Origin of the sequence: Bacillus sp. FSL H8-0545 (assembly GCF_038006105.1) — a bacterium.
Taxonomy (GTDB): Bacteria; Bacillota; Bacilli; order Bacillales; family Bacillaceae_G; genus Bacillus_A; species Bacillus_A cereus_U.
This window is the reverse complement of sequence record NZ_JBBOUO010000003.1, coordinates 214,734-232,940: the sequence shown is the minus strand read 5'-3', so window position 1 is coordinate 232,940 and position 18,207 is coordinate 214,734. Positions and strand designations below refer to the sequence as shown.

Genomic DNA, 18,207 nt, shown 5'->3' with positions numbered 1-18,207 from the left:
TAAATGAGGAACAATGTTTAGGAAGTAGCTAGTAATTGTTGAAGTTCATTGTACGTTGAAAAGGCGGAGTCTCTTTGAAGACTTCGCCTTTGTTTATATAGGGCATGAATGGTTTCGATTCCTTTGATTGTACGTGAAGCATGACGAAGATTTTGAAATCCTGCGGATTTGACAAAACATCGCTTGATATGTCTATGGTCCTGTTCGATGAGATTATTGAAATGCTTAACGGTGCAATGTTTCGTATGCACATAAAAACCGTTATTTTTCAGTTTTTTGAACGCATAAAGTAGGGCTGGAGCCTTGTCTGTTGTGAGAACCGTTGGTTCTCCAAAAGTTTTCACTAACCTTTTCATAAACATATAGGTGGCTTGATGATCCCTTGTTTTACGAAGTTGGATATCCAAGGTGTACCCTTCTCAATCAATCGCACGATAAAGATAACACCACTCTCCTTTGACTTTGATGTAGGTCTCATCTAAATGCCATACGAAATGTGCTGATTTATTTTTCTTCTTCCAAATTTGATAAATTAAATCTCCATATTCATGAACCCAACGCATGATGGTTGTAGGATGAACCGATATTCCACGTTCTCTCAAAAGTTCAGATACATCGCGATAACTTAAAGAAAAACGACAATAGTAGCCTACGGCTACTAAAATAATACCTTTTTTAAATTGTTTTCCTTTAAAGTACCCCATGTATCATTCGCCTCATCTCAATTTCCCTACAGTTTAGCTCAGCTCAAAAAACTTTGCAACAGAACCGTTTATCTTTTACAAAGAGGAAATCAAACCAATAGGTTGAAAAATATTTTTTACAAACACATATAATGTCCGCTAATGCTTGTTGCGTGATTTTGTTCCGTTGCTACACATACCCCATTGTTTAACTGAAAAACAAAAAGAACATGTAGAAATCACTACAAGTTCTTTTTGTTGCTCTTACAAATACGAAAATATCCCTTTTAGCAACCAGTCATTTTCCGTTGTGAATTTTATACCTCTTAATAAAAATCATAATATCTTTTTAAAGAAAGTTTAGATTTAAACCCCATATAGTGACCCCTATGAATACATAAAAAAGGAAGAAAATTTTAAAAATTCTCTTCCTTTTTTATGTATTCATTAGCTGTTTAGTATATCGAAAAATGATGTAGAATTTAGCTATTCTATTATAACAGTATTAAGCATGATTTTAAGATGAAATATTGCATATTAAAATGTATTGATATGAGTTAATGCACTTAATATAATGAGAGTATAAGATTTACTACATCATAATATTAAAAAGGAGGAAATGATTATGGAAATCGCAATGGCAGTTTTAAAATTCATAGGTGGAGCAATTCCATTGGTTCAAGAACTTTTAAAAGCATTTATGTAAGTTTATTACTCCGCAGTTATTTACAGAAATTATCAGACAAATGATCTGTATATCAAAGATAAATTGATGTGAGATCATTTGTCTGATAAAACTTTAAAAAAGAAAAAGAGTCCCAGAAATCATAAGGGATTCTTTTTCTTTTTGTGTAATTATGGCTGTACCCCATGCCCATCAACCTAACAGAACAGGTTGCCCCAAAAACGATAAAAATGAACTTCGTTGCTATAAAAAACACAAAATTTTCGTTAAATGGGAACTTCAAAATGTTAACTTGATGGGCTGAACCCCTTATTCCCCCTTATCGAGGGGGGATTAGTGTTCATATATATATTAATTATGAACAAAATTCACCTATTAGTACTTAAAATATAGGTGGATTATTGCTTAGAAATAAATTTGTAATTGCTGGTGATTTTTATCTAGTTTACTGTAAAAATCACTATAGAAAGAGAGAACAGGATTGTAATGGTAATAAAAATAGAAGAGATATACCAAGAGATATTGGACAGTAAAAGGAACAGATTTCCCAAAGGTACATGGAGTGATGATCAAGATAATAATCTAGCAAAACGTGTAATCAAGTATTTTATAGAAAAAGTTTTAAAGTGGGATAAAAAAACAATTCTTAAGAGTTGGAAATCCCAATTAATTATTAAATATAAATTAGGTGGTTTACTTAGCGTTAAATATCATGATAGCCCATATGTAATGATAAGTGATGTTTATTCGAATTGTTTTAAAGAATGGGAATTTCAAATGACACCTAGGAACTATTGGACAAAGGAAAAGGCATTGGAAGCATTAAAATGGACGATAGAAAAAAAAGAAAGGTTAACAGATAATAAACTATTGGAGGTTTATAATGTTCGGTGGTTATCTAATCATAATTTGAGTTCGCCTTGCCAAATTTTTTGGGGAAATAGTCCTTACATAATGATAAATGAATTATATCCAGACCATTTTAAGGAATGGGAGTTTAAAAAAGCTCCTAGTCGTTTATGGACAAGAAAAAAAGCGTTGGAAGCATTAAAATGGACGATAGAGGAAAGAAAACAAATGAATAATGAGGAGATAAGAAAAAAAATTAGTGTAATTTGGTTTTCAGAAATAGGCTTAAGGACCCCATTGGAGAGATATTGGAATGATAGTCCATTTAGTATGATAAATGAGTTATATCCTGGATGTTTTAAAGAGTGGGAATTCCAGAAAACACCTAAAAACTACTGGACAAAGAAAAAGGCACTGGGGGCATTAAAATGGACGATAGAGGAAAAAGAAAAGTTAACTAATGAAGAACTTATAAAGGTCTATAGTAGAAGATGGATGATTAATCAAGGGTTAAGAACCCCATTAGATAGATTTTGGAAAAATAGTCCATATGCCATGCTACACGAGTTGTATCCAGGGAAATTTAAAGAATGGGAATTAAATAGGGCCCCTCGTGGATTTTGGACAAAGGAGAAAGCATTGGAAGCATTGAAATGGACGATAGAGGAAAAAGAAAAATTAACTAATGAAGAACTAATAAGGGTGTATAGTAGAAGGTGGATAATTAATCAAGGGTTAAGAACCCCATTAGATAGATTTTGGAATAAGAACCCACATGCTATGTTAAGTGAACTATATCCCAATTAATTTATAAAAAAGGCTCTGTTGCAAAGTTTTTATATAAACAAAAAGGTTCTGCTACAAAGTTTGAAAAAGCATAAACAGGTTGGTAAATGAGGAACAATGTTTAGGAAGTAGCTAGTAATTGTTGAAGTTCATTGTACGTTGAAAAGGCGGAGTCTCTTTGAAGACTTCGCCTTTGTTTATATAGGGCATGAATGGTTTCGATTCCTTTGATTGTACATGAAGCATGACGAAGATTTTGAAATCCTGCGGATTTGACAAAACGTCGCTTGATATGTCTATGGTCCTGTTCGATAAGATTATTGAAATGCTTAACGGTGCAATGTTTCGTATGCACATAAAAACCGTTATTTTTCAGTTTTTTGAGCGCACAAAGTAGGGCTGGAGCCTTGTCTGTTGTGAGAACCGTTGGTTCTCCAAAAGTTTTCACTAACCTTTTCATAAACATATAGGCGGCTTGATGATCCCTTGTTTTACGAAGTTGGATATCCAAGGTGTACCCTTCTCGATCAATCGCACGATAAAGATAACACCACTCTCCTTTGACTTTGATGTAGGTCTCATCTAAATGCCATACGAAATGTGCTGATTTATTTTTCTTCTTCCAAATTTGATAAATTAAATCTCCATATTCATGAACCCAACGCATGATGGTTGTAGGATGAACCGATATTCCACGTTCTCTCAAAAGTTCAGATACATCGCGATAACTTAAAGAAAAACGACAATAGTAGCCTACGGCTACCAAAATAATACCTTTTTTAAATTGTTTTCCTTTAAAGTATCCCATGTATCATTCGCCTCATCTCAATTTCCCTACAGTTTAGCTCAGCTCAAAAAACTTTGCAACAGAACCCGTATGAATTTAGAAGGGCCTGTATGCTTTAAACGATTTTAAATTTGATATACTAAAAGAAAAAATTAGGATGATAAGGTTATGCCAACAAAAGAATTCCAAGACACAGTACAGCATTTTTCTTCTTTCTTATTAGATAAAGGAAGAAAACCTTCCACAATTAAAAGATATGCCTATGATATTGAAGATTTTGGTCAGTGGTTGCAAGAATCTAAAAAGCTTCCATTACACAATATATGGACGACACTTAATACAGAGGATTATGAAGAGTATTTTAATGATTTAAAGAAGCAACGAAATTACTCGGATAAAACGATACATCGTGTTTATATTGTCCTAAGTAGACTTTATCAATATTTAGACCTACCTAATCCAATAAAAGATATAAATCTTGTAATTCAGCCTAATCGTGCGTTACGTGATGAAGACTTTATTTCTAATGCGGAAGAAAAAAGGTTAAAGTACATTTTAACCTCATTAGAAGGATTAACAGAAAAACAATGCTCCGTTCGTCCATTACTTATGGATCGTAACAATGCTGTTGTGCATTTACTCATTAATAATGGATTGTCCTTACAAGAACTTGTAGGTTTACAGATGAAGCATGTCCATTTTGAAAACAATACGATTTCAGTACCAGGAATAGTGGGTATAGAGAGAACGATTCTTTTAACTGAAGAAGATAAAAAGCGATTATTTAACTATTACAAAATGATTCCTGAACCTGTTCGTCCAAAATATCATAGCAATGATCCACTATTCGTAGCATTCGATTTTACTCGAAAAACTTATCATTGGTCATATGACAACGATGCTCCAAAAGCCTTAACAGAAATTGCTGTTCAAAAAATGATTCGACTTGAAGTTGAAAGAGCGAATTTACGAAAAGGAATTTCAGCACAACATCTACGGAATACCTTCATTTTACGGCTAATCGAAAATGAAGTTTTAGAGGGGCAAATTATAAAACAGGTAGGTTTTAAATCTAAACTTTCGTTAAAAAGATATTATGATTACATCGATTAGACCTATTAATCTTAAAAGCCGATTATCCCTTAGCGTACAATTTTCCCAGAATGATATAGTGACCCCTAATAGAAACCATTTCATTAACGTAGTTACTTTGCGCATTTAACAAAGTAAAAAACAAGGATTTTATCAAACTACAATCCATTGTACAATCCCATCGAACAGGATCGTAGGCATATCAAGAGAGGCTTTGCAAAACCGCAGGATTTCAAAACCTTCGTCATGCTTCACGTACGATAAACGGAATCGAAACCATTTATGCTCTATATAAAAGAAACTGAAGTCTTAGCTAAGACTTCAGTTTTTCAGCGTATCATGAATTACAACAATTACTAGTGGTCACATAATATTGTGGCATACATGCTTACTTATGGTTATCTCGTAAGAAATTTTGCAACAAAACCACTTCAACAATTACTGGCTACTTCCTAAACATTGTTCCTCATTTACCAATCTGTTTATACTCTTTTCAAACTTTGTAACAAAACCAATTTAATAATATAACATAAAAAAATCTAAAATTTTATGCAATATTGCATAAAATTTTAGATTGCAAGCCATATACTTTCTAAATATAATAAATATAAATATAGCTAAAATTTCTGAAAATACAGATATGTGTTTTGTGAAAGAAGATGAAATAGAGGAAATATCTATTTCATAGGTAGATTATTAAGTGTATTTATTTTTTGATACATAAATCACACTTAAAAAATTGATTTTTCGAATCATTTTTTAATAATATAAAATAATATTTACGCCAGTACCTTAGGTAATATCTTTAACAAATATCATGAACTCAATTAAACAATAAAGATCATCAGAATATATGACACTATAACATAATCTTTATTTATGCCCTGAATTTTCCGAATAATTAAAATAAACTTACTTTTAAAACAAGTACAATTAATATGTAGGATTTATCCTAAAAATTTGATGAATGGTGGGAATGAAATGAACCGCAAGATGTTAACAAAATGGTTTGGAATTATAAGTTTAATCATTATGTTGCTAGGAGTTTCTATTCCACAAGCAGCAGCCGAGATAATACATCAAGAGAAATTTCAAATGAACTGGAATTATATTAAATTCAAAGGTACTGAAGTAAAGGTAAAGTCAGACTTTCTAAGAACGTCATCAAAAGATGTTGCGTATTGTTTATCACCTGAGTTGAATTCACCTAATGGAGATGACCTTTCTGAAATTGGAAAAGAGGATGATTTTGTATATCGTGTCTTACTTTATGGATACCCTCAAAAAACGCCAGCAGAATTAGGGGTTTCTACAAAAGAGGAAGCCTACTATGCCACTCAATTAGCTATCTGGATTGCATCTAAAAAAATTGAACTCGCCGATTCAAAAACAGAAAACCAACAGATATATAACCTTGTAAAACATCTGGTAGAAAAAGCTTCTAAAGGTACTGAAGTGCAGGAAACATATTTGAATATAATACCTACTGGAAAACAAACTGTAGAAAAAAATGGAGACTATTTTGAAACAAATTTATATATGGTTCAATCAAATGCAGTATCTGGAGTATATTCCGTTCAAATAGAGGATGCACCAGAAGGAGTTCAAATTATAAATGAACAAGGTGAAAAAAAGAATGAATTCTCTATCAAGGAAAAGTTTAAAGTTCTGATTCCGAAAAACACACCAAGTGGAAATTTCAAGTTAAGAGTAAATACAAAATTGCAGAGTTTACAAGCAGTTATCTTTGATGGACAACAAAGGGTTCAAAATACAACTGCCTTATTACCAAGAACGAGCGAGAAAAGCAGTGCAGATATAGTAGTAAAATGGGAAACATTAGGATCCTTAAAAATTATGAAGGTAGGAGAAAATAGAGAAGTCTTAAAAGGGGCTGTGTTTGAGGTTGTAAGTGAAAATGGGAATTTCATAAAAGAAATCACTACAGCTGAGAATGGGATTGCTACATTAAATCACCTTCCTACTGGTACGTATGTTATAAAAGAAATTCAAGCTCCAGAGGGATATGTACTTGATCCTACAATAAAAAAATTGGAAGTAAAAACTGGCGAGATAGCGGAAATAGAAATCAAGAATCGAAAAATAAAAAGTGACCTAGAAATCAAAAAAGTGCATGCTACATATGAAAATGCTAAACAATCTTATGATACACAAAGTAAAGAGCACACAGAAGAAAAGGATCTTGCAAGTAAAGAAAAGCATTACCTGCCATCAGCAGGAACAAAGTTTCCAACTGCCCCATTTGTAGGACTAGGATTTATTATTTTAGGAATCTACATATTAAAAATAAGAAAATATCATTGTTAAAAGCTATAAACAATAAAGGTTTGTTACCAATGCTTAAAGTTAAATATGCTAAGAAATATTTTGTAAAAAATGTAGATTATAACTATTACCACAAATGAAAGCGTTTTCAAATAAATACGACTATTAAAAAAGGTTCTGTTGCAAAGTTTCTTACTATCAAATTAGATGAAATATTTTCCATTAACTATTATGAAACCATAAATAATTTTTGTAATTCACTGCACGTCGAAAAACAGGTTCTGGTGCAAAAATAAAACAAAAGAGAATAAAGCGCATATATTCCTAACGAAATCGTATCTTATGCTGAAAGTCCAAACAATTGATGGATGAATTCTTTCTGATTTTGGACAGACTGGTCCCGTAAATTAAGCTGTTCTTTTTTAATCATATGCATGGCTTCTACTCCAGAAAGAATGGATGTAGCTGTACGAAAAGACTTCAATCCTAACATTGAACGAACTCTCTTTTTAATAAAGCGATGATCTTGCTCTACAATGTTATTAAGGTATTTTACCTGCCTTATTTGGATGTCTACAGGCATTTTTTTCTCTTTCTTCAACTCTTCAATCACTATAGGATAGGCCGGGTTTTTGTCTACTGTTATCACACGGGGCTTTGAAACATGAAAAGACTGCAAAGCTTTCTTGAAAAAACGCTTTGCAGCCCTATGATCTCTTGTTTTGCTTAAATAAAAATCAATTGTATTTCCTTTTGAATCAACAGCACGATATAGGTACATCCATTGACCTTTGACTTTCACATACGTCTCATCGACTCGCCAAGAATCATTGGTTGATTTAAGATGACGTCGTACTCGCTTATCTAATTCAGGACCATATTGATGAACCCATCGCATGATAGTTGTATGAGCAAGGGATAACCCACGTTCTTCCATCATTTCGACTAAATTACGAAAACTGAGGTTGTACCGTAGGTACCATCTCACGGTTAATAAAATAATATCAGGTTGATAATGTTTCCACTTGAATAGATTTTGCTTTTCCATACCAATCACATCCTTTTTCAGAGTACTAGTATCAGTATGTCCAAGTTTAGGAGGTTACTTACAAGCGTTTTGGAGTGTTTGCACCAGAACCATTAATAATACGCACAAAAAATATCCCTTTATACAAAGGGATAAAGCGGTGCAACTTTTTTATAAACGGTATAACTTTCTTTAAAACGGTACATCTTTTTTATAAACAGTACGACTTTATTTCAAAGGTACATTATTATTGAATATTTTTCCAGCTTGGCCCCTCATACCCGGAATCATTTCCGTACCCCGAGTTGACAAATAGCTCAAAAAAAGAACCCAATTAATAGGTTCTTTTTTTGTTGCTGATTATTTTTGTTCTAAAATACGTTCAATCTCATCTATGCCTAATTTACTGGCTTTAGCAATCGTTTCAAGTGGTACACCAAGTTCATGCATACCTTTAATCATCTGTATTTTTCCTTGCTGAACCCCTTCTTGAATTCCTTCCTTTTTCCCCTCATTACGAGCATGAGCAAACTTTGCAGCCTCATCCATTAAAGCCTTTTCTCTTGCTTCATATGCTTGACGGAAAGATGAATCTTGACTCATACGTTCCCACTTATTCATTGCTTTTTGTAAAATCGGATCTTGGTTCATGGCAATGTCCTCCAATGTTTGTGTGAGATACTCATCTTCATTCGCTGGTAATAATAATAACCAACGAACAAACGAATCTTCCCACGGATTAACTTTCTCTTCGCGCCATTGCTGTAGTAACTTTGGAATCTCTACAATATGAACTTCTATATCGTCACTTAATAACTTTTGTTGTTGCTGATTCCAAAGGATTCCTGTTGTATGAAACGCTTCATATTCTGGAAACATCACAAAGTTTAACAAGTTAATGGTAATCGTTTTATGAAGTGAGCTATAAGGCATTCCTTTTTGCAATTGAGAGGTGTATAACCTTCCCCAATAATACAAGCTTCGTTTAATCATATCGTGATTGTTATTCAACTGTATTTCTACATTTACCTTTGTTCCTGTATTTAATGTAGCCGAAATATCTAAAATTGATAATTTATCTTCTTCATATTCTCGATGTAAATGTGGATCTTCTAATTGTAGGGAAACAATAGGTGATTCTAAAGAATCTTTTAAAATGGCATTTAAAAAAGCAACTAAAATATCTTCATTCCCATTTGTGCCAAATAACTGCTTAAATGCAAAATCGATACGTAAATTTACTAATGAATTGGACATGGTTTTCCTCTTCCTGTTTCAGACTATATCTTTACCTATATTGTACATAAAACCAAAGTCAACATGCAAACAATCTCTATGATTTATATAGAGGATGCATACAGATATACACAATAGATTATCAAAGACGATTTGGGGTCACCATATCATTTTGAGAAAATGGTACGCTAAGGAATTTATAACCGCAACAAACCTTGATTTCATAGGGATATAAGTATTTCCCTTAAAGGCATATATTTGGAACAAATGGATTGAGCGAAAAGAAATAAAGTGATACTTAAAATATTTATTTGAATAAAAATGTGAACTACAAGGATTCGACATTATACGACAAAACGATGTAATTTTTCGGAATATTGAAACAACCATGAGATGAGGTAACTATATGAATCTATTTCGAAAAAAATCTATTTCAGCATTATTAGCACAGTCAGAACAAAAAGAGGCATATTTAAAAAAAGAACTCGGTGCTTTTGATCTTACTATGCTCGGGATCGGCGCTATTATCGGAACTGGAATTTTCGTTCTTACCGGTGTTGCCGCAGCAGAACACGCAGGACCAGCACTTGTTTTGTCGTTTATTTTATCCGGTTTAGCCTGTGTATTTGCAGCATTATGTTATTCTGAATTTTCATCTACTGTACCGGTATCCGGTAGTGCTTACACTTATAGCTATGCAACATTTGGAGAATTGATCGCTTGGATTTTAGGGTGGGATTTAATTTTAGAATATGGATTAGCTTCCTCAGCTGTTGCATCTGGTTGGTCAGGGTATTACAAGGACTATTAAGTGGATTCGGTATTACATTACCTACTGCTTTAACAAGCGCATATAGTCCTGAAGCGGGAACATATGTAGACTTACCAGCAATCTGTATCATCTTTCTAATGACGTTGTTATTAACAAGGGGAGCAAAAAAATCAGCACGCTTTAACGCTATCATGGTAGCTATCAAACTCTTTGTCATCTTACTATTTATCGTTGTTGGAGCTTTCTATGTAAAACCTGAAAACTGGACACCATTTATGCCATTCGGCTTCTCTGGTGTAACAACTGGAGCTGCAACTGTATTCTTTACTTACATCGGATTCGATGCTGTATCAACAGCTGCTGAAGAAGTCAAAAATCCTCAGCGAAACATGCCAATCGGCATCATTGCTTCATTAACGATTTGTACGATTTTATATATTGTTGTTTCATTGATTTTAACTGGAATTGTACCTTACGATCAGTTAGGTGTGAAAAACCCTGTTGCATTTGCACTACAATACATTCAACAAGATTGGATTGCTGGTTTCATTTCTTTAGGAGCAATTACTGGAATTACAACTGTATTACTCGTTATGTTATATGGACAAACACGTTTATTTTACGCAATTAGCCGCGATGGCTTACTACCAAAAGCACTTTCTCGCGTAAATAAAAAAACAAAAACACCTGTTATCAATAGTTGGATTACTGCCACTATGGTTGCTTTCTTTGCTGGTTTCGTTCCTTTAAGTAAATTGGCTGAATTAACAAATATCGGTACATTATTCGCATTCAGCGTTCTATCAATTGGAGTAGTTATTTTACGTAAAAAACAACCAGAACTACCCCGCGCTTTTAAAGTGCCCTTTGTACCATGGATTCCGGCTTTAGCTGTTCTATTCTGTGGATACTTAGCATTACAACTCCCAGCAACAACATGGATCGGCTTTGCAATATGGCTTGTAATTGGACTTGTTGTCTACTTCAGTTACGGTTACAAAAATAGTACGCTACAAAAGGAACAAAGAGAAGGCGTGGCATAATGAAAAAGCTGTTGTCCCATTAGGACAGCAGCTTTTTCCGTTCTGGTGCAAAAAATAATGTCATTGTATACAATGACATTATTCATAAATAAAGGACGTGTACGACGATAAAAAAACAGTGGATTTTAAATGGAAGCATTATGAACCGGAGATTATTCTATTAGCGGTTAGATGGTACCTGCGGTAGGGGCACGAAAACGATTATAGGTTTCAAGAGTCACTATGGAATTAAAACTCTTAAGTTGATGGAGCCTTGCTTATCCACTTACTGTTGAAATATATCGCAATATATTTCCTGACTATTGGAAATTCATAATGATTAGTAAAACACACACTCTTTAATTTGTTTTAGTAAAAAATATACTAAATATAAATCATGCTAAAATAAAAACCTTAACTTCCAATAGGCCTCACCATACATGCCCATCAACTTAAGAGAATTTGTATCCATAAAACAAAAAAACGCCATCCCTCCTATTCTCTTTTTTTACCCTCCTATTATCTAAATTGTACTAAAAAAGTATTGTTCTAGGATACAATAGAGTCAAAAGATGTGATATTAGAATAGCTCGAACCATTGATATATCAATATTAATAGAGGGGGTAATTATATGATTCGTGAAGCTGAACCAAAAGACAGTAATGTAATTGAAAATCTATATAAAAAATTAGCACCACATAGTAAAAACATTAAGGTTTTACCAGAAAGAATTGAGCAGATAAGGAATGATTCTAATAATTTCTTATTTGTATATGAGGAAGATTGTAAAGTTAAAGGAAGTATATTTATGACTTTTTGTCTTGATCCTGGATATCAATTTAGACCATATACCGTTCTAGAGTATGTGATTGTAAATGAAGATTTTCGAGGTAATGGGATAGGTGAAAAGTTACTAAAACATGTAGAACGGCTATCAATTGCAAGGGGATCCACAAGAATTATCTTATTAAGTAGTACAACTAGAATAGAAGCACATAAATTCTTTTCTAAAAATGGTTATAATGGCACTATAAGTAAGGGATTCAAGAAGTATATACCAATTAATTAAGTTTTATATATAAGAGCCATTCTTAGCTATAGGAACGGCTTTCTTAATTATCTTTAAATTAACTAACACAGTTTAAAAGAAGTCAACGATGCATAAAGTTTTCGTTATGGGGATAATTCAAAACCTTAGGTTGGTAGTGATGTGAAGTCCCCCCTAAACGAAAATTTTTACCTATCGACAATTCAGCTCATTTTTTCAGTTTGGGGTAACAACGAATTCTTTGTACACTAGCATGATTTTTTGTTCCTCCTATTGATTTATACTTTATATTTCTTACTATTTCAGCGAAAATGAAAACTAGACCTATACCATCCATTTAAAACAGGAGGAAACACAAATGAAATGTTATCAATTGCACTTGGAATTAGTGGGATGTCCTTTCCCCATTTGGAGAAGAGTTAGTTTACCGACAGATTTATCCTTTGATGATTTACATGACGTGATTCAATGCTTATTTCAGTGGCAACACCAACATTTATTTGAATTTACTGTGGGGAAATATGTAATTTCATCTCCTCCTGATCCGAGCATTTCCTTTCATACATTGGCAATGACTACGTCGTCCCCGATGCTACATGCTGATAAAACTATGCTACACCAACATATCGGAAAAACGGATCAGGCTTTTCAATATGTATATGATTTTGGAGATCATTGGCTGTTACAGATTCATGTTGAAAAGATATTTGATCAACCTTCTGATGAAATAAAATGTATAGGAGGAGAAAATGCGGCGCCATTAGAGGATATTGGGGGCATTCCAGGGTATATTGAATTTTTAGAAGCGATAAAAGATTCTTCACACCCACAACATAAAATCTACGCAGAATGGGATTTATTAAATTTTGATCCTTCTTTCTTTGACATACACGAAATTAATAAAGGATTAACTTATTGTGATTAAGTACTAAATGAATGCTAGTTTATTTATGGGATATCGCCACATCGCTATCAACCTAACAAAACAAAATACCCCATAAAATGAAAAAATACGCTATTCTTTCCTATGATTTTACAGAAAGGATAACGTATTTTTTGCTTTATGGGTAGTGCTATCCCTTATATGACTTCTTGTGATTTCGGTGAAAGTCGTGATGGTACTTCATAAGCTTAGCTTATGCAAAGTCAATTTTAGACGAGATTGTTTCTTTTTTCTAAAGGGCAAGTGTAGTTGATTGAAAGATTTGCATACGAAATAAACCCTAGCGGGTTTCATTTTTTTGAATTAAGCGGCTTGATTATAAGACAGGGTACAATTGTAAACGACACCTAATATATCAAAGACCGTTTTTTTCTCATATCGATGAGATTTCCGCCCGTTTTGCTGTAGGAGATTGAACAGGCGAAGTAACACCTCTCCTAAACTTGGACATTGTAAATTTTTTTGTTTTTGGGGCGTTATAAAATTCTTAAGTTGATGGGCATGGGGTCACCATCAAGCTAAGAAAAGCAAATACCCCAAAACGAAAAAATGAGCTTTTTTTTTTTACAAGTTAGTACAAATTTTCGTTCTGGGGGTACTATAAAATCTTAGCTTGATGGGCATGGGCTAGCACCAAAATTTTAATGATTCGATTGTTATGTTTTCTTGCGTGTAAGCAATACCTTCTTTAGCAATTTCCTTTCCTTTGTTCAAGTCATAAACTTCAACTTTTTCTGTAATACCAGTGTGATAGTTGATAAAAAACTTTTTCATAAAGTAAGATAATGTAATATAATGTAATATGTATGTCCCATTATTTAGAAATTGAAAGGAGTCATTGTAATGATTATTTGGAGAGGTAAAGGAATGTTAGTAGCCTTAGCATTTATTTTAGGGTTTATGATAAATGCAATCCTTTTTAGTTTTTTGCAAGTGAACACGGAAGATAAACTTGGATTTATTTTGCAAGGAATATTTTCGACTATCTCTATAGCGATGATTAATTATTTTTTCACTAAAAAGTTTATATCTGATAGTGTACGAACATTCGTCGATGAAAAAACCGGAGAAAGAGTTCAAATAAAAGATAAATCTTCATTATTTTTCATTCCAAATAAGTATTGGACTTGGATTATTCTAGTTTTAGGTGTTGTAATTATTATTAATGTTAGTGCGCAATTATCATAATTTTTTTATTATATAAGGGATCACCTATCATTTTAAAACCCTGATCTTTTTAAAATCAGAGTTTTTTATATTAACTACTTTTAATAATTTAAATTACTTATATTCATAAATTGATTTTATTTAAAATAAAATTTTTATTTATAGGGGATCAGTGTAGATTATTTAAAAATTTGCATACGAAATAAACCCTAATTAATATAGGTATTACTACCATAATGGGTATTGTATGAAAAAAATATTTTATGAAAGCAAGTGAAGAAAAATGAATAATAAATTAATTCAACGTAAATGGGCATTAGTTGTAGCAATTTTGTTTACAATATCATCTATTATGCATCTAGCAGGAGGAGATATTAAGGTCGATCCTTATGGAATAGGAGAGTTATTGGCAGATTTTTTAATCCCAATATTTTTTTATGTTTTGGCATTTAAAAAGAAGAAAGAAAAATAAACTTCGATGCTATAAAAACACAAAATTTCCATTTAGGGGGTACTTTAAAATCTTAGCTTGATGGGTATGTGGCGATACCACATTAATTAGATGTAGTATGTGAAATTTTAAAAGAAGACACTCAATTCGAGTGTCTTTTCTTTTTGTAGATATTATTATTGAAGATTTACTCGAACTTCTTCTTCTGATAAGGAAATTGGTTTGAAGATTAATTGAAGCTTAGGATCTCCTTGTTTTGATTCGAAAGCAATAGTTCCAGTTATTTTCCCATTTTGTGCAAGTTTTCCAAAATTCAATTGAGTATCTTGGTTAATCATAGTTAACGTTGGGTCTACAATATTTCCTTCACTGTTTTGTAAACTGAAATCGTGAGCATTATAATGTATTTCTTCTTCGCCGCCATTTTCTATAGTTACATTAGCGATTAAAAATTCATGACCCTCTTTAGGTTTATCGAATTCTCCACCTGGAGACTTTTCAACATTTGTAACAGTTAATTTGTGATTTCCAAGTTTAATTGTTTCGCCAACTTTAAATTTTTTTTTCTCTTCTTTCTTTTCAGTTGTTTGTTCTGTTTTTGTATCATTTGATACTTTCTTGGCAGTTTCTTCTGTATCACTACATCCCGCTAGACTTATAGCAAGCGCTCCAGTTATAACGAGTGTACCCATCTTCTTATACATTTCGTTTCCTCCAATTATGTAAAATGTATGATTCCTGAACTATCATAACAAATATGGTTACAACTTTTTTGTCAGATTATGTCGAACATAAATAAAAAAAGAGAGCATAAGCTCTCAGATGGAAAATGTTTCTTCTACAAGGGGTCACCATACATGCCCATCAACTTAAGAATTCAGAACTATCCCAAAACGAAAAAATGAGCTTTTTTGTTATAAGTTAGCACAAAATTTCGTTCTGGGGGTACTATAAATTTTTAGCTTGATAGCAATGTGGCGAGACCCCTATAACGAATTACATGAATTATTAATAGTTTCATAAAACTGGTCCGCAATATTCCCCATCTCTTTATGTCTTCGGAAACTTTGCAACAGAACTAGAAAGAGGAATGTGACATTTTTTAAGATTTATTTTTCCTTCAAAAACAAAAAAAATCCTTTATCACTTATTAAAGTATCTTTTTTGTTTACATAATATAATTACCACCGACTTATATGAGAGGTAGTCTTCAGTGGGACTGGATTCCAACTTTGTTGTATTGTTTGCCATGATTTGACCGTTCCATCTTTACTTTTAATAAATGCTTTAAATTCTATATTTCTTTCAGCTGGCAACACAACATTTCCTCTCCAATCATTACTATGAGAATCATAATATAATTGAATTGGATACTGTTTCGTGTCCCAACTTCCTAATTCCGCACGATTCCCAGTAATATAAACAGTATCTCCTATTGTTGTAGGAGCATTTTTTACTACAATCGTTTGCATAACAGGAGTCACACCTAATAAATCTTTAAATTTCTCCATTAATGAATTGTTATACATTACATCTTGATACCGAAGTAACGTAAATCCAGCAAAATTATAATTAAAAGCCATTTCTGCAACTCTGTTATACTCTGCCTCATTTCCTAAACTTAAAGCATTTTCACCATTTAATACAATTCCCTTTTGATTAGCTAATGTTGCAATTTCTTGTACTAATGTTCTAGGCATTGAATATTCTGGATAACTACCTTTGTCTGTCATCTCTAGACAAGTAAATGTTACATCTAAATTTGCGCTTTTGAAAGCATCAAGTAAATGGCTATAATTATTATACCCTGCTGGCTTTTCTGCCCCGTGAGGTATAACCGGATTATTATATTGCCAATGTACTCCTGCAATCTTTGCGCCGATTGGTACTTGAAAACTTGGATCAAAAGCATCGTGTGCCAATTCACCAATTAATTTTGTATGACTTTCTAAAACACCTTGATACCATTCTAAATAATCTTTTCCATATGAAGAGTTATATCCATTCTTTAGAAACAGTTCCCCATCACTTGGTGGTAAAATTTCTGAAACAGAAGTAAATTTTGTACTCCACTCTTTGTTCACTTCATTTAAGGAATCATATTTATTTAATACCCATGAACGGAATTTTGATTTTGCAAATTCTGTATAGGCTTGAAACTTTCCACGTGATGGATAACCGCTTCCATCAGCAGATGTGTAGGAAGGATATCTCAGCTCTCCAGCTGGTCCCCCAGATAAGTATATCTTTGCGATTACATCTTTATACGGTTTCATAGCTACTGCGAATGCCGTATATAGTTCACCATATTCCTTTTGAATTACATCTGAAGCAAGTGGATTCAATGTTTCTTTATTAACGGTTCCGGTTTCAGATTTAAAGTAAAGACTATCATCATTTTTTTGATTCCAAACCCATGAAGGAATTGGTGTATTACAATCATCGCCAACATTTCCACCACACTGATGTGTAGAAATAATAGGTATCATTTTCATACCTGCATTTCTTACTGATTGAGCAAAACGCTGTGCGTATGAAAAATCAAATTGCTGATCCCCGTTCTTTTCCATATCTCCCCACCAAAAATCAACAGTAATAGCATAAAAACCATTTTGTTTTGCCCACCTTAAATCATTTTCAAATGTCTCCCAATTTGTTACTTCCGGAATCTTTTTTAATGGTGCCATTAAGTAAGCTTTGTAATCCGGATTCATTCCTTTTCCATTTACGGCTGCAAAACTTGCTTGTGGAATTAATAGAGATACAAATAACATCAAGACAGATAAAATGACAATACCATAATATTGAAACTGTTTTTTCATCCCTTTTCTCCTTTTCCTTTTTTAAATTTATAAAACACTTTTGTATCCGTTTTCATTATATACGAAAAACGCAATCGTTTGCATGAAAAATATTGCATAATATTAAACTAAAATAAACAAGCTAGATTAATTAACTTGTTTATTTTAAAATTCGATTACAGATTATTCGGTTCTGGTGCAAAAGATCTCTGAAATAAAATTCATTCCAACCATCTCAATACTTAACACGAAGATAATAAGCTGGATTCTTATCGACTGTTATAGCACGAGGATTTGAAACACGAAAAGGCCGCAAAACTCTCTTGAAAAAGCGCTTTGCAGCCTTCTGGTTTCTTATTTTTCTTAGGAAAAATCGATTCTGTTTTCTTTCGAATCAACACCACGATATAAATATATTCATTACCCTTTTACTTTGATATATGTTTCATGGACTCTTCAAGAGTCATTGGTTTGAGGTGACGTCAGATTCGTTTATCCAATTCAGGACCATACTGATATGGTGACTCCAATCAGCTAATGAAAAAACTAAAATAGAATCATATTAAATAAT

Annotated in this window: 13 protein-coding genes and 4 pseudogenes; 9 read left to right on the top strand and 8 right to left on the bottom strand. The window is 32.8% G+C overall.

Annotated elements, in window-relative coordinates; translation table 11 throughout:
* Positions 1–17: 17 nt before the first annotated feature.
* Positions 18–704, bottom strand: a pseudogene (locus tag MHI07_RS29060) (IS6 family transposase).
* 1,150 nt (positions 705–1,854) lie between these two features.
* Here MHI07_RS29060 and MHI07_RS29055 point away from each other — a divergent pair.
* On the top strand, positions 1,855–3,024 hold the full coding sequence (locus MHI07_RS29055) for a DUF4046 domain-containing protein (protein WP_199710655.1): 1,170 nt from the start codon (positions 1,855–1,857) through the stop codon (positions 3,022–3,024).
* A 100-nt stretch (positions 3,025–3,124) separates the two neighbouring features.
* Here the strand turns inward: MHI07_RS29055 and MHI07_RS29050 are convergent, their stop codons facing one another.
* The gene (locus MHI07_RS29050; RefSeq protein ID WP_090835562.1) at positions 3,125–3,811 is read right to left on the bottom strand and encodes an IS6 family transposase; all 687 of its coding nucleotides are present in this window, start codon (positions 3,809–3,811) and stop codon (positions 3,125–3,127) included.
* 147 nt (positions 3,812–3,958) lie between these two features.
* Here MHI07_RS29050 and MHI07_RS29045 point away from each other — a divergent pair, with 147 nt between their 5' ends.
* The 3 genes and pseudogenes from MHI07_RS29045 (at position 3,959) to MHI07_RS29040 (ending at position 7,210) form a co-directional block, all read left to right on the top strand.
* Positions 3,959–4,903, top strand: coding sequence for a tyrosine-type recombinase/integrase (locus tag MHI07_RS29045; protein WP_090835563.1), 945 nt, complete (start codon positions 3,959–3,961; stop codon positions 4,901–4,903).
* A gap of 92 nt (positions 4,904–4,995) precedes the next feature.
* Positions 4,996–5,253: pseudogene (locus MHI07_RS29495) on the top strand (IS6 family transposase); the annotation flags it as partial.
* A 610-nt stretch (positions 5,254–5,863) separates the two neighbouring features.
* Positions 5,864–7,210 carry a SpaA isopeptide-forming pilin-related protein gene (locus MHI07_RS29040; protein ID WP_340827292.1) on the top strand — a complete coding sequence of 449 codons (1,347 nt, stop codon included), beginning with the start codon at positions 5,864–5,866 and terminating at the stop codon, positions 7,208–7,210.
* 298 nt (positions 7,211–7,508) lie between these two features.
* Here MHI07_RS29040 and MHI07_RS29035 read toward each other — a convergent pair whose 3' ends face one another.
* Positions 7,509–8,216, bottom strand: coding sequence for an IS6 family transposase (locus MHI07_RS29035; protein WP_340827291.1), 708 nt, complete (start codon positions 8,214–8,216; stop codon positions 7,509–7,511).
* A 339-nt stretch (positions 8,217–8,555) separates the two neighbouring features.
* On the bottom strand, positions 8,556–9,452 hold the full coding sequence (locus tag MHI07_RS29030) for an Rpn family recombination-promoting nuclease/putative transposase (protein WP_242274538.1): 897 nt from the start codon (positions 9,450–9,452) through the stop codon (positions 8,556–8,558).
* Between the two features lie 385 nt (positions 9,453–9,837).
* On the opposite strand from MHI07_RS29030, the pseudogene MHI07_RS29025 reads away from it, so the two are divergent.
* The 3 genes and pseudogenes from MHI07_RS29025 to MHI07_RS29015 all read left to right on the top strand — a co-directional run bounded on the left by MHI07_RS29025 (position 9,838) and on the right by MHI07_RS29015 (position 13,199).
* Positions 9,838–11,246 (top strand): annotated as a pseudogene (locus MHI07_RS29025) (amino acid permease).
* Between the two features lie 611 nt (positions 11,247–11,857).
* On the top strand, positions 11,858–12,295 hold the full coding sequence (locus MHI07_RS29020; protein WP_070143925.1) for a GNAT family N-acetyltransferase: 438 nt from the start codon (positions 11,858–11,860) through the stop codon (positions 12,293–12,295).
* A gap of 337 nt (positions 12,296–12,632) precedes the next feature.
* Complete coding sequence (locus MHI07_RS29015) at positions 12,633–13,199, top strand: plasmid pRiA4b ORF-3 family protein (protein ID WP_000650501.1); 567 nt, start codon at positions 12,633–12,635, stop codon at positions 13,197–13,199.
* A gap of 645 nt (positions 13,200–13,844) precedes the next feature.
* On the opposite strand, the gene MHI07_RS29010 is transcribed toward MHI07_RS29015, so the two are convergent.
* Positions 13,845–13,991 carry a hypothetical protein gene (locus tag MHI07_RS29010; protein ID WP_340827287.1) on the bottom strand — a complete coding sequence of 49 codons (147 nt, stop codon included), beginning with the start codon at positions 13,989–13,991 and terminating at the stop codon, positions 13,845–13,847.
* Between the two features lie 69 nt (positions 13,992–14,060).
* On the opposite strand from MHI07_RS29010, the gene MHI07_RS29005 reads away from it, so the two are divergent.
* Positions 14,061–14,405, top strand: coding sequence for a hypothetical protein (locus tag MHI07_RS29005; RefSeq protein ID WP_044441258.1), 345 nt, complete (start codon positions 14,061–14,063; stop codon positions 14,403–14,405).
* 262 nt (positions 14,406–14,667) lie between these two features.
* Positions 14,668–14,856, top strand: a complete 189-nt coding sequence (locus MHI07_RS29000) for a hypothetical protein (RefSeq protein ID WP_044441260.1) — start codon at positions 14,668–14,670, stop codon at positions 14,854–14,856.
* 155 nt (positions 14,857–15,011) lie between these two features.
* On the opposite strand, the gene MHI07_RS28995 is transcribed toward MHI07_RS29000, so the two are convergent.
* The 3 genes and pseudogenes from MHI07_RS28995 to MHI07_RS28985 all read right to left on the bottom strand — a co-directional run.
* A complete protein-coding gene (locus tag MHI07_RS28995) occupies positions 15,012–15,539 on the bottom strand; it encodes a DUF4352 domain-containing protein (protein ID WP_002161807.1) in 528 nt (175 codons plus the stop codon).
* Between the two features lie 477 nt (positions 15,540–16,016).
* Positions 16,017–17,657 (bottom strand): family 14 glycosylhydrolase, encoded by a 1,641-nt coding sequence (locus MHI07_RS28990; protein WP_340827284.1) that lies wholly within the window; start codon positions 17,655–17,657, stop codon positions 16,017–16,019.
* Between the two features lie 220 nt (positions 17,658–17,877).
* Positions 17,878–18,154 (bottom strand): annotated as a pseudogene (locus MHI07_RS28985) (DDE-type integrase/transposase/recombinase); the annotation flags it as partial.
* Between the last annotated feature and the right edge of the window lie 53 nt (positions 18,155–18,207).

What these genes read in the sequence shown, in the direction of transcription:
- MHI07_RS29045 (WP_090835563.1), top strand. Translation starts at nt 3,959, where the DNA reads ATGCCAACAAAAGAATTCCAAGACACAGTACAGCATTTTTCTTCTTTC.
- MHI07_RS29035 (WP_340827291.1), bottom strand. Translation starts at nt 8,216, where the DNA reads ATGGAAAAGCAAAATCTATTCAAGTGGAAACATTATCAACCTGATATT.
- MHI07_RS29015 (WP_000650501.1), top strand. Translation starts at nt 12,633, where the DNA reads ATGAAATGTTATCAATTGCACTTGGAATTAGTGGGATGTCCTTTCCCC.
- MHI07_RS28990 (WP_340827284.1), bottom strand. Translation starts at nt 17,657, where the DNA reads ATGAAAAAACAGTTTCAATATTATGGTATTGTCATTTTATCTGTCTTG.
- MHI07_RS29050 (WP_090835562.1), bottom strand. Translation starts at nt 3,811, where the DNA reads ATGGGATACTTTAAAGGAAAACAATTTAAAAAAGGTATTATTTTGGTA.
- MHI07_RS29020 (WP_070143925.1), top strand. Translation starts at nt 11,858, where the DNA reads ATGATTCGTGAAGCTGAACCAAAAGACAGTAATGTAATTGAAAATCTA.
- MHI07_RS29005 (WP_044441258.1), top strand. Translation starts at nt 14,061, where the DNA reads ATGATTATTTGGAGAGGTAAAGGAATGTTAGTAGCCTTAGCATTTATT.
- MHI07_RS29000 (WP_044441260.1), top strand. Translation starts at nt 14,668, where the DNA reads ATGAATAATAAATTAATTCAACGTAAATGGGCATTAGTTGTAGCAATT.
- MHI07_RS28995 (WP_002161807.1), bottom strand. Translation starts at nt 15,539, where the DNA reads ATGTATAAGAAGATGGGTACACTCGTTATAACTGGAGCGCTTGCTATA.
- MHI07_RS29030 (WP_242274538.1), bottom strand. Translation starts at nt 9,452, where the DNA reads ATGTCCAATTCATTAGTAAATTTACGTATCGATTTTGCATTTAAGCAG.
- MHI07_RS29040 (WP_340827292.1), top strand. Translation starts at nt 5,864, where the DNA reads ATGAACCGCAAGATGTTAACAAAATGGTTTGGAATTATAAGTTTAATC.
- MHI07_RS29010 (WP_340827287.1), bottom strand. Translation starts at nt 13,991, where the DNA reads ATGAAAAAGTTTTTTATCAACTATCACACTGGTATTACAGAAAAAGTT.
- MHI07_RS29055 (WP_199710655.1), top strand. Translation starts at nt 1,855, where the DNA reads ATGGTAATAAAAATAGAAGAGATATACCAAGAGATATTGGACAGTAAA.